At 52.0% G+C, this 25,438-nt stretch carries 23 protein-coding genes; 5 read left to right on the forward strand and 18 right to left on the reverse strand.

Features of this window, described 5'->3' with window-relative positions; translation table 11 throughout:
* Positions 1-18 precede the first annotated feature (18 nt).
* Together CWE23_RS09205 and CWE23_RS09210 are read left to right on the forward strand one after the other, a co-directional pair.
* Positions 19-825, forward strand: coding sequence for a DUF2189 domain-containing protein (locus tag CWE23_RS09205; protein WP_105306424.1), 807 nt, complete (start codon positions 19-21; stop codon positions 823-825).
* A 14-nt stretch (positions 826-839) separates the two neighbouring features.
* On the forward strand, positions 840-1,688 hold the full coding sequence (locus tag CWE23_RS09210; RefSeq protein WP_126820067.1) for a glucosaminidase domain-containing protein: 849 nt from the start codon (positions 840-842) through the stop codon (positions 1,686-1,688).
* On the opposite strand, the gene ttcA is transcribed toward CWE23_RS09210, so the two are convergent.
* From ttcA to CWE23_RS09280, 14 genes are all read right to left on the reverse strand, one after another.
* Positions 1,685-2,599, reverse strand: coding sequence for a tRNA 2-thiocytidine(32) synthetase TtcA (gene ttcA / locus CWE23_RS09215; protein WP_420809960.1), 915 nt, complete (start codon positions 2,597-2,599; stop codon positions 1,685-1,687). The two genes, CWE23_RS09210 and ttcA, sit on opposite strands and share 4 nt — an antisense overlap.
* Positions 2,600-2,656: 57 nt before the next feature.
* Entirely contained in the window at positions 2,657-3,583 is a 927-nt protein-coding gene (uspE, locus tag CWE23_RS09220; RefSeq protein WP_105306421.1) for a universal stress protein UspE, read from the reverse strand.
* Positions 3,584-3,658: 75 nt separating this feature from the next.
* Entirely contained in the window at positions 3,659-4,306 is a 648-nt protein-coding gene (locus CWE23_RS09225; protein ID WP_241970599.1) for a sulfite exporter TauE/SafE family protein, read from the reverse strand.
* On the reverse strand, positions 4,293-4,469 hold the full coding sequence (gene ccoS / locus CWE23_RS09230) for a cbb3-type cytochrome oxidase assembly protein CcoS (protein WP_105306420.1): 177 nt from the start codon (positions 4,467-4,469) through the stop codon (positions 4,293-4,295). The genes CWE23_RS09225 and ccoS overlap by 14 nt, the downstream gene beginning before the upstream one ends.
* Positions 4,466-6,871 (reverse strand): heavy metal translocating P-type ATPase, encoded by a 2,406-nt coding sequence (locus tag CWE23_RS09235; protein ID WP_126820069.1) that lies wholly within the window; start codon positions 6,869-6,871, stop codon positions 4,466-4,468. The genes ccoS and CWE23_RS09235 overlap by 4 nt, the downstream gene beginning before the upstream one ends.
* A gap of 3 nt (positions 6,872-6,874) precedes the next feature.
* Positions 6,875-7,372, reverse strand: coding sequence for a FixH family protein (locus CWE23_RS09240; protein ID WP_105306418.1), 498 nt, complete (start codon positions 7,370-7,372; stop codon positions 6,875-6,877).
* Positions 7,373-7,429: 57 nt separating this feature from the next.
* The gene (ccoP, locus tag CWE23_RS09245; protein ID WP_105306417.1) at positions 7,430-8,380 is read right to left on the reverse strand and encodes a cytochrome-c oxidase, cbb3-type subunit III; all 951 of its coding nucleotides are present in this window, start codon (positions 8,378-8,380) and stop codon (positions 7,430-7,432) included.
* Positions 8,373-8,564 carry a cbb3-type cytochrome oxidase subunit 3 gene (locus tag CWE23_RS09250; RefSeq protein ID WP_105306416.1) on the reverse strand — a complete coding sequence of 64 codons (192 nt, stop codon included), beginning with the start codon at positions 8,562-8,564 and terminating at the stop codon, positions 8,373-8,375. Before CWE23_RS09250 ends, ccoP begins: the two co-directional genes overlap by 8 nt.
* A complete protein-coding gene (ccoO, locus tag CWE23_RS09255) occupies positions 8,564-9,175 on the reverse strand; it encodes a cytochrome-c oxidase, cbb3-type subunit II (RefSeq protein ID WP_105306415.1) in 612 nt (203 codons plus the stop codon). The genes CWE23_RS09250 and ccoO overlap by 1 nt, the downstream gene beginning before the upstream one ends.
* A 13-nt stretch (positions 9,176-9,188) precedes the next feature.
* Positions 9,189-10,625: a cytochrome-c oxidase, cbb3-type subunit I gene (ccoN, locus tag CWE23_RS09260; protein WP_105306414.1), complete on the reverse strand. Its 1,437-nt coding sequence runs from the start codon at positions 10,623-10,625 to the stop codon at positions 9,189-9,191.
* Between the two features lie 152 nt (positions 10,626-10,777).
* A complete protein-coding gene (locus CWE23_RS09265) occupies positions 10,778-12,418 on the reverse strand; it encodes a methyl-accepting chemotaxis protein (protein WP_126820070.1) in 1,641 nt (546 codons plus the stop codon).
* A gap of 134 nt (positions 12,419-12,552) precedes the next feature.
* The gene (locus CWE23_RS09270) at positions 12,553-15,678 is read right to left on the reverse strand and encodes an efflux RND transporter permease subunit (protein WP_126820071.1); all 3,126 of its coding nucleotides are present in this window, start codon (positions 15,676-15,678) and stop codon (positions 12,553-12,555) included.
* The gene (locus tag CWE23_RS09275; RefSeq protein WP_126820072.1) at positions 15,671-16,747 is read right to left on the reverse strand and encodes an efflux RND transporter periplasmic adaptor subunit; all 1,077 of its coding nucleotides are present in this window, start codon (positions 16,745-16,747) and stop codon (positions 15,671-15,673) included. Before CWE23_RS09275 ends, CWE23_RS09270 begins: the two co-directional genes overlap by 8 nt.
* Before the next feature lie 110 nt (positions 16,748-16,857).
* Positions 16,858-17,424, reverse strand: a complete 567-nt coding sequence (locus tag CWE23_RS09280; RefSeq protein ID WP_126820073.1) for an FMN-dependent NADH-azoreductase — start codon at positions 17,422-17,424, stop codon at positions 16,858-16,860.
* A 105-nt stretch (positions 17,425-17,529) separates the two neighbouring features.
* Here CWE23_RS09280 and CWE23_RS09285 point away from each other — a divergent pair, with 105 nt between their 5' ends.
* From CWE23_RS09285 to fabA, 3 genes are all read left to right on the forward strand, one after another.
* On the forward strand, positions 17,530-18,441 hold the full coding sequence (locus CWE23_RS09285; protein WP_126820074.1) for a LysR substrate-binding domain-containing protein: 912 nt from the start codon (positions 17,530-17,532) through the stop codon (positions 18,439-18,441).
* Positions 18,442-18,607: 166 nt separating this feature from the next.
* Positions 18,608-20,521, forward strand: coding sequence for an AAA family ATPase (locus CWE23_RS09290; RefSeq protein WP_105306408.1), 1,914 nt, complete (start codon positions 18,608-18,610; stop codon positions 20,519-20,521).
* A gap of 76 nt (positions 20,522-20,597) precedes the next feature.
* Positions 20,598-21,110, forward strand: a complete 513-nt coding sequence (fabA, locus tag CWE23_RS09295; protein WP_105306407.1) for a bifunctional 3-hydroxydecanoyl-ACP dehydratase/trans-2-decenoyl-ACP isomerase — start codon at positions 20,598-20,600, stop codon at positions 21,108-21,110.
* An 87-nt stretch (positions 21,111-21,197) separates the two neighbouring features.
* Here the strand turns inward: fabA and rmf are convergent, their stop codons facing one another.
* The 4 genes from rmf to CWE23_RS09315 form a co-directional block, all read right to left on the reverse strand.
* A complete protein-coding gene (rmf, locus tag CWE23_RS09300) occupies positions 21,198-21,374 on the reverse strand; it encodes a ribosome modulation factor (RefSeq protein WP_105306406.1) in 177 nt (58 codons plus the stop codon).
* Between the two features lie 177 nt (positions 21,375-21,551).
* Complete coding sequence (locus CWE23_RS09305; protein WP_241970600.1) at positions 21,552-23,282, reverse strand: DUF3466 family protein; 1,731 nt, start codon at positions 23,280-23,282, stop codon at positions 21,552-21,554.
* 3 nt (positions 23,283-23,285) lie between these two features.
* Positions 23,286-25,211 carry an ATP-binding cassette ATPase Uup gene (gene uup / locus CWE23_RS09310; protein ID WP_105306405.1) on the reverse strand — a complete coding sequence of 642 codons (1,926 nt, stop codon included), beginning with the start codon at positions 25,209-25,211 and terminating at the stop codon, positions 23,286-23,288.
* Positions 25,208-25,438: a glutaredoxin family protein gene (locus CWE23_RS09315; protein WP_105306404.1), complete on the reverse strand. Its 231-nt coding sequence runs from the start codon at positions 25,436-25,438 to the stop codon at positions 25,208-25,210. Before CWE23_RS09315 ends, uup begins: the two co-directional genes overlap by 4 nt.

Here is a 25,438-nt window from a genome sequence, read left to right on the forward strand (position 1 = left end):
CAAGTACTATGGTAACCCATGCAAACAAATAACGACGAACAACAGCAAATGATCATCGGTGGCAACCTCACTGACGCACTACGCGGTCAGTATGCACTGAACCTTGGCGAAATTTTCCGCTACACGTTGGCCGCTACACGGAGCCACTGGGTTTCGCTGTTCCTCGGTTTTTTGGCGTTTCTGGGCATTTTATTGGTACTGACCCTGGTGGCCTTTAGTGTGCTGCCTGAGCAATGGGTCGATCAAGTCGTGCCGCAACAGGCAGGGCAACCGGTTTCCCAGAACGCATTGATGATCTTATCACTGATTGGCTCGGCTGTGGGCGCGCCGTTCTGGGGTGGGTTGATTTTAATGGGTATCCGTCACAGCGTGGATATTCCGACCAAAGCCGCCGACATCTTTGACGGCTTTTCGCGCGCAGGCCCGCTGATTGCAACGTTACTGGCCACCAGTATCATCACTCAACTCGGTTTAATCCTGACCGGCCAGTTGCACTGGGGGCTAAGTGTCCTTGCGCAGATTTATTTTAGCGTGGTATTTGCTTACGCGTTACCGCTGGTGGTGGAACGCGGCATCACGCCATTGAATGCCATTTATTATTCGCTACGAATTGTGCATTACAAATTACCACAGTTCATTTTGTTGCTATTTGTGGTCACCGGGCTGGTAATACTCAGTTCGTTTATGTTCTTTCTGCCGTTGATTTTTGTGGTGCCACTGATCTTCAACCTGGTTGGTGTCGTTTACAAAGAAACCGTTGGGGTTACCATCAAGCTCGACAAGCCTCAACCGCAGGGTGACGACGATTCGCCGTGGACCGCCTGATTATGAGGAATAACATGCGTTTTCTTTTTATCGTATTTTTTGTTGTTGTCAGTTTACTGGCGTTGCTGCTGCCGTTCACCGTGACTTTCGAGCCTGCGGAAACAGAATACAGTGAAACCACCGGGCTGCCGCCGGTGCCCAAAATTGGCGTTTACGATGCGTTACCGGACTTTTCTCAGTTTACCGATGTGAACGAGAAGAAACTCGAGTTTTTCAGCTATTTGTTACCGCTGATCGAAGCCGAGAACCTGCGTATTTTGCACTCGCGGTCCAAGTTGCTGGAAATTGAGGAGAATTTTAAAGCCAATATGCTCAACGATGCCGATCGCCGGCAACTGGCACAGTTAATGGATTATTACGAAGTGGACCCCAGTTTAAGCAACGAACAGGTGTTTGCCGTGCTCAAGCGTAGAGTCGATGTGGTGCCTGAGATGATGGTGCTGATGCAGGCGGCCAATGAATCGGCCTGGGGCACGTCACGGTTTGCCCGCCGCGGTTTGAACCTGTTTGGTCAGTGGTGTTACCGCGAAGGCTGCGGCATAGTTCCTAACCAGCGGCCGGAAGGACAGGTGTATGAAGTGGCTAAATTCGACTCGGTCAACCAGTCGGTTCGCAGCTACATGCGCAACATTAACACCCATCCACCGTACATGGATTTGCGCTTGCTGCGCGAGCGTAAGCGCGCCCGTGATGAAGAATTGCGCGCCATCGAATTGGTTGAGGGGCTGGGTAGCTACTCAGAGCGGGGCGATGAGTACATTGAAGAACTACAATCAATGATTCGCGTCAATCGCCCGTTGGTTATGGAAGTAAAACAACAGATGGCGGCGCAATTAGGCGATAAGCCGCAGACGGCAAATTAAGCAATCTGCGTTATTTTAATCGCGTTAGCAGGGTCGCTCAGCGGCCCTTTTTGTTGCGTCTGCTCATGACTCAGCGGCGGCACATCAAAGGCCCAGTCACCGTTTTCGTCGGCTTCACCCGTGGCGGTAACAGCTCGGAAATCGAACAAATTAGCGTCAACTAAGTGCGATGGCGTGACGTTCTGCATGGCCGTGAATAGGCTCTCGATGCGTCCCGGAAAACGCTTGTCCCACTCGCTCAGCATTGCCTTAATCTGCTTACGCTGGAGGTTCTCCTGCGAGCCACACAGATTACAAGGGATGATCGGAAACGCCATCGCCTCGGCATAACGGGCAATATCCTTTTCGCGGCAAAACGCCAATGGTCGGATAACCACGTGCTCACCATTGTCGCTGACGAGTTTGGGCGGCATCGACTTCAGTTTGCCACCATGGAACATGTTCAAAAACAAAGTTTCGATCATGTCATCGCGGTGGTGGCCCAGTGCAATTTTGGTAGCCCCCAGACGTTTCGCGGTTTTGTACAAAATACCGCGGCGCAGGCGTGAACACAGTGAACAGGTGGTTTTGCCTTCAGGAATTTTGTCTTTGACGATACTGTAGGTGTCTTCTTCGACGATTTCGTAATCAACGCCAAGCTGCTGTAGGTACTCCGGCAACACGTGCTCAGGGAAACCCGGCTGCTTCTGATCCAGGTTAACGGCAACCAACTCGAACCGAATCGGCGCTACACGTTGCAAATAGAGCAGGGTATCCAACAGCGTGTAGCTGTCCTTGCCGCCTGACAAACACACCATCACCTTGTCATTGGCTTCGATCATGCCAAATTGCTCGATGGCCTTACCGGTCTCGCGACGGATGCGCTTTTGCAATTTATTGAAACCGTACTTACTATCCGCTGTTACTGCCACAATGACACCTATTTAACTGACTGCTTGCAAGCGCGCGATTATACCTGACTGTCGTCATTACGCCAATGGACTGACAAAATCCTCAGGCTTAACGGCCAGCACATCACAGTTGAGCTGCTCCAGCACGTGTTCGGCGGTATTGCCCAGCAACGCGGCGGTGATGCCGGTGCGGCCGATGGTGCCCATGACCACCAGTTCGGCATCCAGCTTTTCAGAAAATTCAGGGATCACTTGCTCCGGCAAACCCTGGGCAACGTGTTGCTGTGGTTCAGGAATGTTGAAGCGACGGCCAAGCTCTCGCATCTTGTTCTGATGATGAGTCTGTAGCTCTTCGGTGTATTGGGTGACGTCAAATTCGGGAATTTCCACGGCCACATTGACCGGTGCGCCGGGATACGCATTGACCAGGTGAACACTGGCGTTGAGGATGTGGCTCATCGCTTCGGCATGTTCAACGATGCGGGTGTTCAGTGATTCATGGTGCGCTTCTTCGGAACCGCTGTGGACGGCGGCGATGATCTGTCCGTGTTGCGGCCAGGCATGTTCTTTCACCATCAGTACGGCGCAGGGCGCTTTGCGCAGCAAATGCCAGTCGGTCGGTGTAAACAACAGGTTTTGCAGGCTCGACGTTACGTGCGACGCTTTGATGATGAGATCGTGCTGCTCTTTGAGCGCGGTTTCAATAATCGCCTCGAACGGACGGTTGTGCCAAACCACCTGGATGTCCAGACGCACTTCGGTGGTATCGTAATGAGTCAAGAGGTCGGTCAGCCAGGCTTTGCGGTCAGCGATCAGATTCGCACGCATGGTGTCGCGTTCCTCGCGCGACAACATGGTCGTCATTTCGTAGGAAAAGTCATAAATCGAGAGGAACAGAGTTAATCGGGCATCACTGAGCTTAGCCATGTGCATCGCACGATTTATGGCTTTGTGTTGCTCATCGGCCGGATCGACAACAACCAGTATGTGACGAAACGCGTCCATTTTTCACCACCTTAATCATGTAAAGAATCTACCATTAAGGTTAGCGCAGATAAAACGAAGTACCTAGTCTGTCGATCAAAAATGCGGACGGATCAGCGTCAGTGCGGTCCACAGCGCGTAAATCATCAGTAACACACCGATGGCCAGGCGGAAGCCTTGTGCCTGTAAGATACTGCGCATGGCCTGACTGAAGTAACCGGCGCCAACCATCGCCGGAAACGTACCGATCGCAAACGCCGCCATTAACAGGCCTCCTTGCAGCGCGTCACCGCTGACCGCAGCGTAGCTCAGTGCACTGTACACCAGCCCACAGGGTAACCAGCCCCAAACCGCGCCGGCCAGAAACACCGTCAGTCGGCCACCGGTTTGCGCCGGAGCAAGACCTTTGACACGATTCCATAGTGGCTTGGCCGCCTGCTCAAGTTTATTCAGGATTGGCCACCAGCCGGTAAAGTACAACCCCAGTGCCAGTAAAAACAGCACCGCTAGCCAGCGCAGGACCTTAGTGGTGTGAGGGGAGTCGGGCGCGATCAAAGCAACCGCGCCACCAACAATAGCGCCGAGCAGCACATAGGAGGCCATGCGGCCAATATTGTACAGCACAATATTGGACCAGCGTGTCTGTACACCAATGGCGCTGGCAATGCCGCCGCACATGGCTAAGCAATGTCCGGCACCGGCCAGTCCCATAATAAATGCGGTAACAATATCAACGTTGTTCACGGTCGTTCCGGTTTTCCTGCTCTTCGTCGTCATCGAGCAGAATGCGTGAACCTTCACGCTCGATGTCTTCGAACTGATTAGAGCGTACCGCCCAGAAAAACACGATAACAGCGATCACGACAAAAATAATGGCGACGGGAATCAACGCATAGATAACACTCATTCGCGGTATAACCTCAACGAGTTTGCAATAACCAACAGGGAACTTAATGACATTCCCAACGCGGCCACCCAGGGCGCAATAATGCCCAGTGCTGCAACGGGCAGAATGGACACATTATAGGCCACCGCCCAGGTAAAGTTCTGGCGCATGATAACACGAGACTTGCGGGCACTTCGAATCACCTCTTCGACGCTGTTCAGTTGATCCGACAAAATCACCACATCAGCGGCGGTTTTGGCCAGATCCGAGGCGTTGGCAAAGGTCATGGAAAGGTGAGCCTGAGCCAACACCGGACCGTCATTAAGCCCATCACCGATCATCCATACGGTGTTGCCGCTTTGTTGCAATGATTTGATCAAATCCAGTTTTTGCTGCGGTTTGTACTCGCCGTAATACTCGGTCATGTTCAGTTGACTGGCGGTGGCCGCAACCCGGCCGTTATCATCGCCACTGACCAGCAGGGTACGAATGCCCTGACGCTGCAGAGTGTCGAGGGTCTGTTTGGCATCATCGCGCAGATTATCCTCAATGGTAAACTGTGCCAACAACTGCTGCTTACTGGCCAGAACCACATTAAAACGCGTCTCGGCGGCCGCCTGCGGGTGCCATTCGGCGATAAACCCGGGGCTGCCCAAGCGATAGTGTTCGCCTTGTTCGGTAACGACTTCGAGCCCGGAGCCAGCCACCATTCGTACCTGTTCTTTAAACGGACGCGGTATTGCCGATAATTGCTTCAGCGGTAACGCCAGAGGGTGCTCGGAATAGACTTCCATGCCGGCCACCAGCTGGTTGATCTGCTCTGGCTCAATAAAGTCTCTGCGCTCGGTAATACTGAACTTACCTTCGGTCAGCGTACCGGTTTTATCAAAGCAAATGACATCCAGTTGCTTCACCGATTCCAGTACTTGCGAGCCTTTTACCAAAATGCCTTTGCGGTTAAGCCGGTGAATGGTGCCGGTGATCGCCGTTGGTGCCGCCAGCGACAGCGCACAGGGGCAGGTCGCCACCAATACGGCCAGGGTAACCCATAATGCGTGTTCAGGTTCAATCCACCACCACACCAAAAAGGTGAGGGTGGCAATAACCAGAATGCTGCTGACAAAATAACTGGCCACTTTATCGATGACCTGCTGCACTTTGGGTTTTTCTGCCAGCGCTGAGTCCTGCATCGCAACGATACCGGCCAGTACCGTCTGTTGGGCAGCGGCGGTAACGCGGATGCGAATCGCGGACTGCTGGTTGATGCTACCGGCGACCACAGTCTGGCCTTTGATTTTGCGATTCGGTACGCTTTCACCACTGAGCAGACTCTCATCCAGCCAGGCTTCATCCGACAACAACTGACCGTCGGCGGCCAGTGTATCGCCCGGATTAACCACAATCACATCACCAACATGCAACTGCTTTACCGCTACCGACTCAAGGCCGTCGCTGGTTTCGCGTTGGGCCAGTTGCGGCATTAGTGTTAAGCGATTGGTGGCGAACCGCAGCGCCTTTTCTTTTGCTAACAGCTCCAGATACCGTCCCGACAATAGGAAAAAGGTAAACATCGAGATCGATTCAAAATACACCTCGCCACTGCCTTGTGTGACGGCGTAGACGCTGGCCGCGTATGCGCCGAGCAAGGCAATACTGACCGGCACATCCATATTCAGCGTTTTTGCCTGCAACGCTCGCAACGCACCGATGTAAAAGGGCTGCGCACTGTACAGAATTACCGGAGTGGCAAAAATCAGGCTCACCGACCAAATGTACTGACGTGTGGTGTCATCCAGATCGCTGACGACCCCGAAGTAGAGCGCGAATGCCAGCATCATGACCTGCATGGTCGCCAATCCCGCTAACCCCAGCCGGCGAATAAAGCCTTTACGCTGCCGACTGAATTGCTGTTCCTGCTGGTTAGGCTGAAACGGACGGGCCTGATAGCCAATCGCGGCTAACCGCTTGATCATGTCACTGATGCCGACCTGACGAGGATCCCAGGTTACCTGCAGACGTTGGCTGGACAAATTAACGATGGCTTTAGTCACGCCGGGCGTGGCCTGTAGCTCGCGTTCAATAAGCCAGGCACAGGCCGAGCAGGTGATGTTCGAAATGGTCAAAGCCGCCTGTTGCAGATCGCCTTCCAGCTCGCGGACAAACTCTTTTTGCACATCCGGATGGTCATAAACCTCCAGATTTTTGAGTTCATCGGGCAAGATTGGCGTTTGCTGTGGCTTATCCAAATCACGGTGTTTGTAATACGCACTTAGGCCGTGCTCAATGATGGTTTCCGCAACCGCCTGACAACCGGCACAACATACCGGTTGAGGGGGTCCATCGAAGGTTACCGTTAAATCAACGCCCTTAGGAATGGGCTGCAGACAATGAAAACAGGGCTTGGGATCGTTTTTTTCGGTCATTGCTTAAACGCCGTACAACAAAGGCTCAATCAGGGTCCACTGGGCGGCTGGCAAGGTGTATTTTTGACTCACCTTCCAGTGCCGGTCAAAGGGTTCCACAGTAACGGTCCAACGACCATCAATGGCTTCAGGAATGTCAGCGCGGTAGACGCCGTCAGCCGCGACAGTGACGCGACGAGAAAAATCTTTTTCGGCATTGGTTGCGTGCACAAACTTGACGTTGAGGGCACTAAGCTGCTCGGGCGCACCGGACTTGTAGCGCAGTGCAAATTCACCGTTGTTGGCGGTAAATTCAAAACTGATGTTCAGTTCCTGAGCCTTTTCAACGTGCTCAATAACCGCATTGATGGTCTTTCCGCGTTTGTAGTAATCGTCTACAACCATCGAAAAATTACCCTGGGTTACGGCCAGATAAATGATGATCGCACAGACAATCATCACCAGCACCGGAACTGAAATGAGGAACCAAGGCCAGAACTGCTTATACCAAGGCTTCACCATAATCTATTACCTCATACAAAAAACCCCGCCGTGGCGGGGTTTTACTAAGAAAGTCGCTTAGTCATTCGACAAGCTGTAAATGTACGCCGACACCACGTGGATTTTATCCTCTCCGAGGATATCTTTCCATGCTGGCATGACGCCGTTACGGCCATAGTGCAGGGTTTCTTCAATTTTATTAATTGAACCACCGTACAGCCACACGTTATCCGTTAGGTTAGGTGCGCCCAGTTGCTGGTTACCTTTACCGTCCTGACCGTGACATGCAGCACAAACCGCATAATTCTGTTTACCGGCTTCGGCCAACTTCGGATCCACATTACGACCACTGAGGCTGGCAACGTAGTTAGCCAATTCAGTGATTTGCTGATCCGTAAACTGCTCACCAAAAGCAGGCATGTTGCCCTGACGGCCTTGCAACAACGACGTTTTGATGTCGTGTGGCTCACCACCGTACAACCAGTCATCATCGGTCAGGTTAGGGAAGCCCGGGCCGCCCATCGCGTTTGAACCGTGACATTGAGCACAGTTTTGCAGGAACAGGCGCTGACCGACATCCAATGCGTCTTCGTTCTTCGCCAGTTCAGGAATAGACTGCTCGGCAAAAGCTTCGAAGATCGGACCGTATTTTTCTTCGGCATCACGTACCGCACGGTCGTACTCAACAATCAAGCCTTGCTCTTGCGCTTCTTCCATGGCCTGACGTGACTCTTCTAACGATTGCACGTCCTGGTTAGAGCTCTTCCAGCCCAGCAAACCCTGGAAGTTGCCCAGGCCAGGGTAGAGCGCCAGGTACAGGAAGCCCCAGGCAAAACACGCCCAGAATAAGTACGTCCACCACTTCGGTAAGGGGTTGTTAATTTCTACGATCCCATCGAATTCGTGGTCCATTTCCTGACCTTCTTCGATGTGGGTGTAGTTCTTCATGTTCCAGCGCAACAACCAAATCAACGCAACCAAGGTTGCCAGCGTAAGAACAATTATCCATGCACTCCAGAAGCTACTCATCTTTCTTCGACTCCGGTTTGTCGCTTTCCTTTACCGATGAAGCCTTATCTTCTTCAAAGATAGAATTGGCTGCTTCATCGAATTGTTTTTTTGCGCGTCGGCTAAAGAACGACCAGCCTACAATGGCCAAAAATAAGACCAGTATGATGATCGTCCAAATGCCGTGCCATTCACCAAAACCCATTACTTATCAGCCCGTGATAGTGCTGTACCCAGGGACTGCAAATACGCAATGAGCGCTTCCATTTCGGTTTTGCCCTGAACTGCTTGTTTAGCGCCGGCAATGTCTTCTTCGGTGTAAGGTACACCCAATTGTTTCATTACCTGCATTTTCTTCGCAGTATCTTCGCCCGTTAGGGTATTTTCCGCTAACCAAGGGAAGGCCGGCATGTTCGATTCTGGAACAACGTTACGTGGGTTCATTAAGTGCACATAGTGCCACTCATCACTGTAACGTCCGCCAACGCGCGCAAGGTCAGGACCGGTACGCTTAGAACCCCACAGGAATGGGAATTCCCATACGTGTTCGCCCGCCAGCGAGTAGTGACCGTAACGCTCGGTTTCTGCACGGAACGGACGAATCATCTGGCTGTGACATTGCACACAGCCTTCGCGCATGTAGATATCGCGACCTTCAAGTTCCAGTGCCGTGTAAGGCTGCAAACCTTTAATCGGCTCTTGCACCTGGCTTTGGAACAGCAATGGGGTAATCTGAACGATACCACCAATGGACACCGCGAGAATCATCAGAACCGATAACCACCCGAGGTGCTTTTCAACAAATTCGTGTTTCATCTGTCAATCTCCCTTAGGCGGTTTGTACGACGTTACCAGCAGCTGTCTCACGACGGCCCGCCTGGATGGTTTGATAACAGTTGTACGCCATAATCAGCATACCGACGACAATGAACACACCGCCAACGAAGCGACCTGCCCAGAACGGGTAAGATGCCTGTACACTTTCTACGAAGCTGTAGGTCAGCGTACCGTCAGCGTTCGTCGCGCGCCACATCAGACCTTGCATGACGCCTGAGATCCACATCGAAACGATGTAGAACACAACGCCGATGGTGTGCAGCCAGAAGTGTACGTTGACCAGCTTAATGCTGTGCAATTGTTTCTGGTTAAACAGACGTGGTACCAGGTAGTACATAGAACCGATGGTGATCATCGCAACCCAGCCCAGTGCGCCGGAGTGAACGTGACCGACGGTCCAGTCAGTGTAGTGCGACAAGGCGTTTACTGACTTGATGGCCATCATTGGACCTTCGAACGTCGACATACCATAGAAAGACAGTGACACGATCAGGAAGCGCAGGATCGGGTCAGTACGCAGCTTGTGCCAGGCACCTGACAGGGTCATGATACCGTTGATCATGCCGCCCCATGAAGGTACGAACAGAATCACTGACATCACCATACCCAGAGACTGAGTCCAGTCCGGCAGGGCAGTGTAGTGTAAATGGTGAGGACCGGCCCAGATGTACAGCGAAATCAGCGCCCAGAAGTGGACAACCGACAGACGGTACGAGTAAACCGGACGTTCAGCCTGCTTCGGTACGAAGTAGTACATCATACCCAGGAAGCCGGCTGTCAGCAGGAAGCCAACCGCGTTGTGGCCGTACCACCATTGAATCATGGCGTCGACTGCACCTGAGTACATTGAGTAAGACTTCATGAAGCTTACCGGCACCGCCATACTGTTAACAATGTGCAGCATGGCAATAACCACAATAAAGCCACCATAGAACCAGTTAGCCACATAAATGTGCGAGGTTTTACGAATCGCCAGGGTGCCGAAGAACACGATGGCATAGGCAATCCAGGTCACCGCAATCAAGATATCGATTGGCCACTCAAGTTCAGCGTATTCCTTGGTGCTGGTGATCCCAAGAGGCAGGGTAATAACAGCCGACAAGATAACGGCTTGCCAACCCCAGAAGGTAAACGCAGCCAGTTTGTCCGAGAACAAACGTGTACGACAGGTTTTTTGCACCACATAATAAGACGTGGCGAACAGTGCGCTGGTACCGAATGCAAAAATAACCGCATTGGTATGCAACGGACGAAGACGAGAGTAAGTTAGCCAAGGCGTGTTGAAGTTTAACTCCGGCCAGACCAGCTGGGCCGCAATCAAAACACCCAACGCCATGCCGACGATACCCCAAATAATGGTCATGACAGTAAACTGCCGAACGACCTTCATATTATATTCGATCGGTTGTTGTGGAATTGTTTGACTCATCTTTATATTCCGCGGTGATTGAGATCAGGAAAAATGGTGACTTTTACCCGCTTAACCAAAAGTCAGCTTCCTTGTAAAAGTACGCGAATTTTACACCTTATGTACCTAAAGGTACAGAGGGGATAATACTAATATCCCCATAATAATAAAGGCTATTCGGTTTTGAATCGTGATACTAATTGACTTAAATCAATACTGTTTTTGGTGAGTTTTTGACTCACTTCGGCCACTTGTTGGTTGGCACTTTGGTTATCACCGGAGAGGTCACTGATGCCGGTGACATTTTCGCTTAAGTCACGAGTCACGCGGCTTTGCTCGTCAGTGGCTGAGGCAATTTGAACGTTCATCGAGGAAATGTTGGCAACCGCTTCCTGAATCTGACTGATCGCCTGTTCCGCTTTGAGGGCGCCTTCATTGGTGGTTTGAGAACGCTGTTCGACATCAGAAATGATGTGAGTAACGTCCTTAATCGCGCCCTGAATACTGTCGACAATGGTCGATATTTCATCGGTTGATTGCTGTGTGCGCGTAGCCAGTGTGCGTACTTCGTCGGCAACTACGGCAAAACCACGACCCGCTTCACCGGCACGAGCCGCCTCAATCGCTGCGTTCAACGCCAGTAGGTTGGTTTGTTCAGCAATGGCGACGATGACGCCAAGAATGTTGCCAATTTTATCGGAACCGTCCTGTAACAGGCGCGCCTGTTCGCCGGCTTTCCGCAGTTGCGCGGTAAGTGCTTCAATATTATTTACCGCTTCGCGCACAATTACCGCCGAACGACCGGCTTCCTCATCGGCGGTATTGGCCGATTCTGCCGCTGTCCGAGCATGTTCTGCGACTTCCCCGGCGGAAGAGGAGAGTTCGTTGATGGCGGTCGCAACGGAGTCGGTCTGCGACCGCAGCTCATCACTCTGTTCGCTGCTTTGACTGCTCAGTGCTGCCAAACGCTCGGCAGCACGTTCTTCTTCCTGCGCACTGTTTTGCACACTTTTTACCAATTGCTGAATTTTACTGACAAATTCGTTAAAAGATGCGGCCAGTTGTGCCAGTTCGTCACCGCCATCGGCATTTAACCGGCGGGTCAGGTCGCCTTCACCCTGAGCAATGTCTACCATCGCGGCATTAATGCGTTTAAGCGGGCGGGTTATGCTGCGAATGATCAACACGAACAACAAAAGCAGTGGTACTGATAAAACCACGGCAAGGCCGACCAGTTTAAAGAATTCCTGCCACAGCATTGAGGCGATGTTATCTGTGTACTGACCGGTACCAATGATCAAGTTCCAGGGCTGGAATACCCGGATGCGGCTGATTTTGGGTACCAGGTTGCTGCTGTCGCTGCCTTTTTGCCAGATATACTCGACCGTAGCGCGATCCGCATTGCGAGCCTTGTTGACCATTTCTTCAAACAGTTTTGTCCCTTGCGGGTCTTCGTAGGAGAGTACGTTTTTACCGACCAGCGTTTTGGTGAAGGGGTGCTGTACCATTTCGCCCTGACGGTTGAGCGTGAAAATGTATTCAGAACTCTCGTAACGTATCTCATCAAGTCGGGCAAACGCTTGAGCACGAGCCTGCTCTTCACTGATCTCGCCGTTACTGGCCTGCTCATGATAATAACTGACCATCGTATGAGCCGCGTCCAATACCGCGTCGAGTTTGCGCTTTTCTTCTTCGATGAGCAGTCCGTTAAGAATGAACATCATGAAGGCAACCATTAGGGCAGTACCAAAAGCAGCAATACCTAGTAACGCTACCAGCCGACGGGTAATACTAAAACGTTGAATGAAACCCATGTTGATCCCTCAAAACAGTGAAAGTTCTATTATCGCTCTACTTTACGCTCTCTTTACAATAAAGAAAGTAGACCATAGTCAAAGACGGTGTCGATCTTGTATCGACCTTAATGAATTTAACTAAAGTAAAAGCGTTACTGTTTTGTCGTGCCCCGCAGCATCAACGCTGACAATGCAGGCAACGTCAGTATGGTAACCACGGCAGCACCTATCAGCCCGAACATCACGATAATACCGACCCCACGGTATAATTCGGTACCTTCACCAGGGATAAACACCAATGGCGCAATACCGCACAAGGTCGTGAGGGTGGTAATGGTGATAGGGCGTACGCGTGATAACAAGCCTTCCTTAATGGCATCAATCAACGGGTAGCCGTCTTTATCGCGCAGATAAACGGCACGCTCAACCACCAGAATCGGGTTGTTAATGACCGTCCCCATCAGGATCAGGAAACCCAGCATGGTGATCATATCAAAGGGTTGGTTGAGCGGTTTCATACCCAGTAAGGGCAGCAATTCGCCAACGCCATTCATTAATGCTAGCCCCAGTATGCCCGCGCTGATGCCCATCGGAATGGTGAGCATGATCAACAAGGGATAGCCCCAGTGCGAGAATATCGCGACCATCAGCAAATAGACGATGGCGACAGAAAGCAGATAATTTTGACTCAAGGCGGCCTGCGTTTCCGCCAGTTGATCGGCCGCGCCGGATAGCTCAGTACTGATGTCTTTATCAATCACACCACGTTCGCGCAGATGCTCTATCACATCATTACGCACCTGAGCGACACCGGATTCCAGCGCCACCGAGTCGGGCGGAATGATATTAAGCGTTACGGTACGACGACTGTTCACGCGTCGGACGGTACTGGTATCGACCGTTTCTGTCACGGTCGCCAGCGCGGACAGCGGCAGCGCGCGGCCCTGATATTGATACACCGGCATGGCGTCGAGGGCGTCCGGTTTTGTGTCGGTACCGTCTTGGCTAAATAAGTACATATCAATCTTATCGTCGCCCTGGAAAAACTCACCCACAAAGGCACCGTCGGTTAATGCCGCGACCGCGTAACCCAGACTCTGTGCGTCCAAATCCAGTTCTGCCAAACGGGCGAAATCAGGGTGTATTTCCAGCAGTGGCTGCTGCAGCGTCAGCGAACCTGGCGAACTCTGAATCCGGGGGTTGTCAAACACCGCTTCAGCGCGGGTATAAATGGCTCGGGCTGCGTTATAAACCTCCGCCAAATCCGTGCCACCCACATCAACATTAATACTGCGGGTACCGCCGTCATTGCTGCTGATGATGGATCCTTTGGTGGCGAATGCGCGCATACCCGGATAACGCTCATAAACCTCGGTTATCGCATTCATGAGCTCTTCAATCCGATCGGCATCGCGGGTTTCAGCGATGATCCGCAAATTGGTCGGCGACACGCTGTAACTGATCGTTTTTAACGCCGGTATGGTTAACCCGTCGGGGCTGGTGACCTGTTGTTGTTCGGTGGTTAAGGCCGGATCGAAAATCGCGCGGATCTCATCGCCGATCGCCGACATGGTTTGTAGGTTGTAACCCGGCGGCGCGTTCATTGACGCAAAGGTCTTGGCTTCTTCTCCTTCGGGCAGGTATTCGGCCGGCGGTGTCAGTAGCCACCACACCCCGACCACCAACGCAAAGGTACCGGCAACGGTAACAACCTGACGTTTACGGCTGGCGAGCGTGCGATCGGCGAGCTTACCGACACCGGACAACAACCGATCGGTGACCTTGGTTTTAGCCCGCGCCGGGAAATAAGCCGACAGTAGCGGCACCAGGGTAACCGACACCAACATCGACGCAATGATGGCCGAGGAAATGGCTATCGCAATGTCGGAGTACAACTGACCGGCTTCCTGCACAATAAATAAAATCGGTAAAAACACCATCACGGTGGTCAGTGTCGACGCCAGCACCGCTGTCCATACGCGTTGTACACCCAATACCGCGGCCTGTTTTGGCTTGGCGCCTTTTTGCCGTTCCAGTTCGATGCTTTCCAGCACCACAATGGTGTTATCGAGGGTCATGCCAATTGCAAAGGCAATTCCCGCGAGGGAGATAACATTAATGGTACGATCCAGTAACAGCAGGCCAATAAAACCAGCCAGGGTACAGATGGGAATCCCCACCACGGCAATGGCTGTTGCCCGTCCGGAGCGCATTAGCCCGTACATTACTAAGGTGGCAAACACCGCACCCAGGGCGAGGTTAAACAACACGTTCTGAATGGAAGCTTCGACGTAACGCACGTCATCGGAATTGAGCACGATGTGCATACCAGCGGGCTTTAACAGCTCTTCATTGATGCGCTCAACTTCAGCCAACATGGCGTACTTAATATCAATGACGTTGGAGCCGGACTCCCGCTTTACCTGCAGGCTCAACACCTGTTCGTCTTTAAACCACGACTCGCTGTTGGTTTCGAAATGATTGAGATCGATGCGGGCGATATCATCCAGCCGCACCAGTTTGTCACCGTCGCGGGCGATAATGGTTTGCTGCATCTCTTCAATGGTGTCAAAACGACCAACGGTTCGCAGCAGATAACGACGTTTATTTTGTTCCAGCTCGCCGGCCGAGGTATCCGCATTACGAGTCTGCAATGCCCGTTGCACGTCGGAAACGGTCAAACCATGATTGCTGAGCGCTTGTCGATCCAGTTGAATGCGAACCTGTCGTTGGGCACCGCCGCTGACTTCCACCTGCGACACCCCGGCAACTGAGGACATGCGTGGCCGCACATTGTCTTCGATGTAATCACGCATCCGTACCATGTCGATATTTTTGGGATTGCCGGGTAGGGGAGCGACCCGAAAGTACATAAACGCGTTGCTGGAGAAGGAAGCGGCATAAATTCTCGGTTGATCGACATTGTCAGGATAATTTGGAACCTGACTTAATGCATTGTTAACCAGTATTAATGTTTCTGTAACGTCAATTCCGAACGGAAAATCCAGTTCGATGGACGCCTGACCATTACTGGCTCTGCTTTCCATGCGCTGCAGGTTGGGTACGGTGCGCAGATACTCTTCCTGCTCAACCAGGATTTCTTTTTCGATATCCTGCGGGGTTGCCCCCGGCCAGGACGTTTGTACCGAGATGGTTCTGACTTCCAAGTCCGGTATCATCTGCACCGGGATCTTCAATGCTGCAGCAAGGCCCATCAAGCACAGGATCAATACCGCCACGATGGTAACGTGCTTGTGCCGGATCAAGGCTTCAATCATAGTCGTTGCTCTCCGTCAGCTGCAGCACTTCGCCGTCGGTTAACGATTCATTACCGCGCACCACCACGCGGGTATCAGCCGACAAGCCGTCGGCGCGGACAACAACCCAGCCGTTAAAGCGTTCACCGAGTTCAACCAGCTGTTCGCGGGCAAGCCATTGTTGGTTTTCACGGCGGGCAATCCAAACCGAAGTACGGCCGTCGCTGTAGCGAATTACCGCATCCTGAGGCACAGTTAAGTGCGGCTTTTTGCTGCGAATCGCCACGTCGGCCGTGACAGCCGCGCCAACGGTCAGTGGTTCAGTGCGCTGCGGCGTAAGGCGGAGCAAGAAGGTACGGGCGTTATCCGACAAATAGGGGACCTTAGTCGCAATGGTTGCAGGCATACGCTGATCCGAGCCGTAACGCACAGCGACTTCCGTGCTGTCATCAATTTGCTCGAGATAGCGCTGGGCAAGGTAAGCGTCTACATAGACTTGACCCGTTTCGACCAAGCGAAAGGCGACCTGATCCTGATTGACCCATTCACCTTGGTCAACGTGCCGTTCAGCCACGACGCCCGAAAACGGCGCACGCAGTTGATGGTAGTCTCGCTCTACTTCTCGCTCGCTCAGTAACGCCTGGTACTCGGCCAACTTGGCGCGGGCCACTGCCAATGCAGCACGCGCGCGGCGTAATTCACTCTGAGCAACAAACTGAGTTTCGGCCAGCGACTCCAGTTCGGCTACCTGCTGCTGTTCATCAGCCACAGTGGCCTCGGCGGCGTCACGCTGAGCTTCCAATGATTTAATGGCGGCATTGATCTGACGACTGTCTAAGCGGGCTATCACGTCGCCGGCGCGCACCTGGGCGCCGACATCGAGCTGAAACTGCTGTAACCGGCCACCGGTACCAAAACTGATATCACTGATGTTACGGGCATTGACGGTAGCAGGAACGGACAACGCCTGGATACTGTGTTGGCGCTTAGCCTTTATCACATCGACCTTGGTCTGCGCAGCGGTATTGGGCGCGGCGAGCAGGGTACCCAGAACGGCAGACAGCATCAGAGAACGACAAAAGTTTTGCATAAAAACGACTTCGGTTAAGGACTAACTGAGTGATTCTTACGCAATCATTGCGCCGTTGGTTTATTCTGTTATTCGCTTAACTATAACCAACGGCGCGTCTACGGGGGGTGTTATGCAAGTTCCGCGATTTGTGCCTGCGCTTGTGAGAGACCCTGAGCACGGGCTTCGTCACCCATGTTCAAGCCTTCGGCGCGAACCACTTCCACGTCGGTAATGCCGATAAAGCCCAGAGCTGTTTTCAGATACGCTTCCTGGTGATCCAGCGCTGCTGCTTCACCTTGCGAATAAACACCGCCGCGTCCTGACGCCAGGTACGCCTTTTTACCGGTTAATAAACCTTCAGGACCGTTCTCGGTATAACGGAACGTCACGCCGGCCTGCAACACGCGGTCCAGCCATGCTTTCAGTTGAGTTGGAATGGTAAAATTGTACATCGGAGCACCAATCACCACGACGTCCGCGGCCTGCAGTTCTGCCACCAGTTCGTTGATCAGTGGCTTATCTTCTGCCAGCAATTCTTCGGCCTGCAAATGAGGTACCGGGTTACTGACTAAATCGCGATAGGTTACTTCGACGTCATCGCCTTGTTGCGTTAATTTGGCGACGATGTCCTTGCTCAGCTGACGGCTGACCGACTGTTCAATAAAAATACCGGAATCTAAGTGTAAAACCTTCATAGTAAACCTCCGAAGTTGATAGACGTTGTCAGTATATTTGTTCCGTAAACAATAAAAAGTAGCTATTATGGGAACCTATGTTCCATATTTAGAACGTCTATCATTATGTCACTGCCGGATATCGCCAATTACTACCTGTTTGCCAAAACCGTACGTGCAGGCAGCATCAATGAAGCCTCTCGTGAACTGGAGTTGCCAAAATCAACCATCAGCCGACGGCTGACACAGCTCGAGGAGGAGCAGGGCGTACGGCTGGTTAACCGCAGTCGGCAGGGGTTACGGCTAACCGATGTCGGTGAAGCGTTTTTGGTGCACTGCGAGGCGCTGGTGGATGCCGCGGAGTCTGCACAGCAGGTCACCCAACGCTTACTGGAAAAGCCCCGTGGCCGGGTCAACGTCAGTGCCCCTTATGCGATCAGTCAAAGTCTGCTGGTACAGGTGTTGCCGCAATTCATGACCCTGTACCCGGAAATTCAACTGAACCTGATGGTGACCAATCGTCCCGTTAATTTACTGGATGAAAACGTGGATCTGGCGTTGCGGGTAAGGCCACAGATCGAAGATTCGTCACTGATTGCGCGACCATTGAGCCATGCGCCATCAACCTTATTTGCGGCACCGCGCCTGTTGGCGGCAGCACCGGTAGAGACACCCGATGACTTGCTTCAGCATCCACAACTGAGCCTGCATTACACCAGTGGACGTTACCGCTACGAACTGACGCATGCAGACGGTGCAACTCGACAGTTGTCGTTTCAACCCAAACTCATCAGCGACGACATGATTTTATTACGAGAAGCCGCCATTCAGGCGCAGGGTATTGTCGCGTTACCCAATTATCTGTGCCAACAAGCGGTGGCGGAAGGTCAGTTACAACAGCTATTACCTGAGTGGCAATTACCGATCGGCATCATGCACATGACGTATCCACACCGACGCGGATTAAAGCCGGCCGTACGCGTATTGATTGATTTTCTGGCCGAAAAACTCCCGGAAGTTGCACAGCGCGCGTTTTAAATTGTGAGTGCTAACAGCTCTCAATAATGATTTATACCATGCATTTAACATAATATACATTATACGCAATTAGGTTTTAGAAGGATTTGGTCGGTGTTCTGCCGATTTCTGGTAGAATGCGACCTATAGTGATTTATGGACTATCGATTTTAGGAACCAAACCAATATGCAACTATCGCCGCAGGCGCTGCGCCCAGACACTGAGGTATGGCTACAACAACGACCGGCTGAATGTGAAGAACGTTTATTAGTCGGCCAACAACGCGCACTGGATGCGCTCACACAATCGATGCGTCAGCGTGGCTGTTACGCCAACGTGTTTGCGGTTATCCCTGCGGGATTACAAAAGCAGTACGTACTGGACGAATATTTCCACGACCATCAGTGGCAACACAGCCGTTGGTATGACTGGTTGTATCTGGCCGATCCGGCGGATGCGTTACGGCCGTTATGTGTGAATGTTCCGTCCGGTAGCGCGGCTGAAGTGATGCAGGCGATTCTGCAGTACATTCAAACCGAGGTTGCTGAACGCGAGGCGTTACATGCGAAAATCATCAGTCAGTTTGATACGCCGAAACTGCGCGATTACATGCAACGTATTGCCGATAAAACCGCAGACGATTTCGGTAGTGATCAACTGGCCTCCGTGATTGTTGGACATCAGCACCCTGCTCCGTTTTATTTGTGTGATCGGGTGACAGAAACCCGTTTGTTTGGGCAAATCGGTGCACAGTCGATAGAAGGCACCGTGCGTTCCGATCTGCACCTTATCGAAGCCGGCTTAATTCATCAGGCCAATGGCGGCGTGTTGGCGCTGGAAGTTCATCAGTTGCTGGAAAATCTGGAATTGTGGCGACGCTTAAAAAACATTCTGTTGAGCGGTGTGTTTGAGTGGCCACAACCGTCACCAGACAGCGGTACGGCTTATTTTTATCGGCCTCAGCCGGTACCTATCGATATTAAAATTGTGCTGCTTGGCAACCGTAATGAGTACGGTCAGTTGCGGGATTACGACGAGGATTTTGACCATCTGTTTCCATTTTTAGCGGATTTTCACCGTGATTTTCCGTTATATCGCGAGCCAGTTACGGATTACTTCCGTTACTTGCAATTTGTCTGGCAGCAAGCCGATGTGTTACCGCTGGCCGACTCCGGCTATGCCGCGGTACTACGAGCCAGTGCCCGGCGTACCGAATTTCAGCAGGAGTTGAGCCTCGACACCATCTATCTGTTACAACTGCTGCGTGAAGCCAACGACATCGCTGCGCAAAATGCTAAAACGCAAATCGACGAGCACTCCATCGAACAGGTGCTGGAACGTCAGCGCACTCGTGAAGGTCAACTGGCCGAAATGAGCCGCCGTAGCATCATCGAAAAACAAGTACGAATTGATACCGACGGCGAAGTGGTTGGCCAGGTAAACGGCCTTACCGTGATTACCGTCGGCGGTACTGAGTTCGGCGAACCGTCACGCATTACCGCCACCATTCATTACGGCGACGGCGACATCATCGACATCGAACGTAAGTCTGAGATGTCTGGCAACATCCACACCAAAGGGGTGATGATCCTAAGCGCCTACCTCGCCCATCAGTTTGCCCGCCATGAACCCATGTCGGTATCCGCAACGGTGGTGTTTGAGCAGTCCTATTTTGAGGTGGACGGCGACAGTGCCTCCATGGCGGAACTGTGTTGCTTAATTTCAGCACTAGCCGAAACCCCGTTGACGCAATCGCTGGCGATTACCGGCGCGATGGATCAGTTCGGTAACGTGCAAGCCATTGGTGCAGTTAACGAAAAAATCGAAGGCTATTTCGCACTCTGCAAGGAACGCGGTTTAACCGGTGAGCATGGTGTGATCATTCCGGCCTCAAACCAGGCGCAGCTCAACCTGGCACCGGAAATCATCGAAGCGGTTGAGCACGGCAAATTCTCCGTTCACACCGTTGAACACGTCGAAGAAGCACTGGAGCTGTTAACCGGGGTCAGTAAAAACGAATTGTTTGACCGCGTGCGCGGACACATTCACGATCCTGACGAGCAGCAAAGAAAGCCTTGGTGGAAGCGATTGTTTGACTAATCGGAGTTGTTTGGCGTACAGCTGTACGCTAAACTCCCTGCAGTCAATTTCGTACTCACTAACCAAAAAGGTTGTTATGAATCAATCCAGTTTTTCGCGTCAAGACTTAATTGATTGCAGCGAAGGTAAACTCTTTGGCGAAGGCAACAGTCGTCTGCCCGCTCCTAACATGTTAATGATGGACCGCATCGTTAATATCACCGCCGATGGTGGCGAGTTTGGTAAAGGTTTTATTCACGCCGAGCTCGATATCAATCCAGATTTGTGGTTCTTCGATTGCCATTTTAAAGGCGACCCGGTGATGCCTGGCTGTCTCGGACTGGACGCGATGTGGCAGTTGGTCGGTTTTTACCTGGGTTGGTCCGGTGGTCCTGGCCGCGGTCGTGCACTGGGTGTTGGTGAAGTTAAATTTACCGGACAAATCTTACCGGAGCACAAAAAGGTCAGCTATTACATTGACATGACCCGTGTTATCAAGCGCAAATTGTTTATGGGCGTCGGCAATGGCCGTGTTGAGGTTGATGGCCGCCCTATTTACACAGCGAAAGATTTGAAAGTCGGATTGTTTACGGACACCACCACGTTTTAATCGACGCCTTACGAGAAAACGCCGGAACCCTGTTGGGTTGCCGGCGTTTTTTTTATTCATCAGCTAGCTAATATGATATGTGACAAATCAGCGGAACAAGCCGGTATTTCGTGCCTCCATTGCATCACGCCATCCTCCTAGCCACTGGGAGCGAATGTCATCTTGGGTTTGATACGGACAGTTATCTTTCGAACGTCCAGATAATCCGGCTTTATAGCCTTGAGTGTGGGCTCTTTCAAAGCGATCACGCTTTTGTCTTTTCATAGAACTACCCCTTCGCCTGTTGTTCACAGATTATTTTAAGATTATCGGAGAGCGTTTTTGTTGCCCTCATTACTATTGATAGTCTGATTGGCGGAGAGTTCAATCGAAAAAAGTAACACAGCCAACTTGAAAAACGATAAAGAGTTGAAACTGTGTTACTTTTTTATGATGATTTTATTATGATTTTTTGATCTTTTGAGCCGTCTTACGGCGGCTAAAGGTTATAAGCGAGCCCAACAATGCGAGCACACCCAATGAGCCACTACCAAAGGCCGCGCCGCTACGCTCAATCTTATTTTCCTCTTCACGACAGTTATTCAACTCACCGTCAATTGGGTTGAGTTTGATCGCTACCGCCACTTCGCGCGTTTGCGTTTCACCGTCGCCGTCGACGTACTCTTCGGTCTTCAGTGCCGTTGCCAGCACCTCACCTGAGTCGGTTACATCATTGGCTTCAACGATAAAGTACTGGCTGTCACAGGACACCGCGTCGTTCAGGTTAATGAACTCAGGGTTTTCTGCCGTTGTGTCATACCAAAAACCAACCCGACGGCGCACGGTTGATAAGGTCGCTTCGATTTCACCGGTGCCGACAACGATGCCGTTTTCATTAATGGCGTTCGGTACGGTTGACGAGCCGGAGAAAAAGCCCGGCAATAACGTCAACGGTTCATCGTCAGTCGCTTCCAGATCGTAGACAAAGGCCGTGTTGCGCAGATTACCGGCGCGGTTTTCAACCAGATAACCGATGGCTTTATTGCTGTCATTGATGTCCGTTGCCGCACCCCAGAAATAGTCAGCACTTTCGGTAACCGGCAAGGCTTCGCTGTTTTCAAAAATAGCCGGCATACGGATGGCGCCGCGCTCAGGGTGATAAGTCCAGCTTTGTCCTACCGCGATGCCGTTGTTATTAACGGCCAGTGCGTAACTGGAGAAGTCGCGCTGATCTTCTTCGTCGCGCTCCTGTAAGGTACCCAGTTCGGTGGCACTGATCACTTCACCGTTGTTATCCAACTGCCAGAGGTAACCACGAATGTCGTAAATTGAGCGGCGCGCGGCATAATTGCTGTTTGAATAAAATGACGGGGCAATGTTGTTTGCGCGCTGATTGTAGAGTTCCAGCCAAATCCCGTGTGCACAGGCCTTGGTCGGACGGGTTACGACCGTGTCCGGATCCTCTGGGGTACAAGAAGCAATTCGCTCTTCAGCAAAAGGGCTGAGCGCGACGCTGGCATAACCGGCCGCCAGACCTGAGTCGTTAACGTCCATAATCGCGCTTTCACCACCGAGTTCCGCCGTTTCTGGCGGCTCGATAATGCTGCGTTGGCCATCACGCAGCCAAACACCACGACTGATAAAGTCGCGCAGGTAAAACGTTAAGGTCACTTCCTCGCCTTCAGAATCGGTGAAGGTGTATTCGGTCGGTGAGAATGATCCGGTGCTACTGCCTACCGCCGCATTGCTGCTATTGATGTCATACAAAAAGCTGTCGGTGCTCAGGTCCTGCGTATCACCAAGTAACGGCACCGTTTGAGTAACTCCATCATAAAGATAGGCGGCGTTTAAACCGATTTGAATTTGTTGCAGGTTATTGTTGGCATTCACCGCAACGTTGTTAATGATGTACTCATATTGTTCCGGCGTTAAGGTATCCACCTCATCGATATCGGTAATGCCTGCGTTCGCCAGCACTGAGGCTGAAACCTGACTGAGATCGATATCGACTGCGGTCGGAAACCGCGAAATACCCACCACAAAGCCCTGCTCGTTCATTGCCTTTGGAAAGCTGCCGCGATAATTTTCCGCAGTCGGAAGCTCTTCAATCTGGAATAAGTCGGCCTGCGCGGCCATACTCATCGACGCCAAAATTGCTGCGCTTAACCCTTTAAGTGCAAATTGTTTCATCATTAACTAACTACTCTGTTTTGATAAGTTTTCAAGCTCTTCCCAGCGCTCAAGCAAAGCCATGATGGTTTCTTCTAACTCGGCTGCTTGTTGCATCACAGGCTCTGTCACCTCGATGGGCTGATTAAAGAACTCCGGATCATTCAGTTGTTGTTGAACGTGTTCTAGCTGTTGTTCTTTTTCTTCGATCGCCGCCGGCAAACCGTCCAGCTCTCGTTGCAGTTTGTAGGATAACTTTTTCTGACGTTTTGCAGAACCCTTATCAGCCAAACTTGTGCTTTGTGACTGTTTTGGGGTCGGTTTGGTTCCTTCCGCGGTCGATTTTGTTGTCGATTGCGCCGCAAGATAATGTTCCAGCTCGGTGAAACCACCAATGATTTCAGTGATCTTACCGCTACCTTCAAACAGCAACACGGAGGTGGCTGTATTGTCAACGAATTCACGGTCGTGACTGACCAACAATACCGTGCCCTGGTACTCGGCGATGATCTGCTCAAGCAATTCGAGGGTTTCAATGTCCAGATCGTTGGTCGGTTCGTCCAATACCAGCAGGTTGCTGGGTTTCAGCATAATCTTGGCCAGTAAGGCCCGATTACGCTCGCCGCCGGACAACGCCGAAACCGGCGTCCGCGCCTGCTTGGGTGAAAACAGAAAGTCCTGCAGGTAACTTAAGATATGCCGTGGCCGGCCCTGGAACACGATGTCCTGTTTACCGTCACCAACGTTGTCCATCACTGACTTGTTCGGATCCAACTGCGAGCGGTGCTGATCGAAATAAGCCACCTCGAGGTTGGTGCCTAGCTTAACGTTACCGCTGTCGACCGTCTGCTCTCCCAAAATGACTTTTATCAGCGTACTTTTGCCGCAGCCGTTCGGGCCAACAAAGGCGACTTTGTCACCGCGCTGCAACAGCAGGTCTAGGTTGTTAATCACGCATTTCTCAGCAAAGCTCAGGTTCATGCCCTCGCCTTCGAACACCCGCTTACCCGAGCGCCCTGCTTCGTTAACCCGCAAGTTTGCCTGGCCTTGCAATTCGCGTCGTTGCTGACGTTGCTTACGCAAATCCTGTAACGCCCGCACCCGTCCTTCATTACGGGTACGGCGGGCTTTAATGCCCTGCCGGATCCAGACTTCCTCGGCCGCGAGCTTTTTGTCGAACTCGGCATTTTGCGCCGCTTCAACCTCCAGCAGCTCCTGTTTTTTCTGCAAATAACGGTCATAATCGCCCGGGTAGCTGTGCAGCTGGCCGCGATCAAGATCGATAATACGGGTTGCCAGATGGCGGATGAAGGCACGGTCGTGACTGATGAATAACACCGCCCCCTTAAAGTCTTTAATTTGCTCTTCCAGCCAGCGCACCATATCGATATCAAGGTGGTTGGTCGGCTCGTCCAGCAGCAACACATCCGGATCAACCACCAGCGCCCGCGCCAATGCCACGCGTCGTAACCAACCGCCGGAAAGCTCGGCCATCGAGGTATCCGCCGGTAGCGAGAGTTTGGTCAGAACCTGCTCGATGCGGGTTTCCATTTGCCAGCCGTTAAGCGCATCAATCTTCGCCTGCAAGACGTCCATTTCGTTCAGCAACGCATCCGAGGTATTGGCACCCATTTGCTGTGACAGCTCATGATAACGGGCCAGCAAGCGGCCGCTTTCCGCCAGCGCTTCGGCTACATAGTCATAGACCCGCTGCGGCGACTGTGCCGGCGGGTCCTGAGGCAATCGGGTGACTACCGTATCGCCAACGTATTGCACCTGACCATCGTCCAGTGCCACTTGTTGGTCGATCACTTTTAATAAGGTTGATTTACCAGCGCCGTTGCGTCCTACCAGACACACCCGCTCACCCGGCTCCAGTACAAAATTAACGTGATCCAATATCGCGTCGGCGCCGAACGCTAGCTGTGCGTCCTGAACCCGTAATAAATTCATAAATTGATAAACTCCAGCAGTTGCTGCTGATCAAACGGCCAGCGCAACTCATTATCCTGTTGGTCTTTAAGGACTGGCACCAGCCAGCCATATTCCTGTTGCAGATCCGCATCCGATTCGATATCCACCACCGTTAACTCCAGTGGTTCGTCAATATCCAGCCCATACAATAATTGCAGGGCCTGAGTGCACAACGGACAATGTGACTTTGTCAGTAGGTAATACAT

Source organism: Idiomarina aquatica (genome assembly GCF_003987185.1).
Lineage (GTDB): Bacteria > Pseudomonadota > Gammaproteobacteria > Enterobacterales > Alteromonadaceae > Idiomarina > Idiomarina aquatica.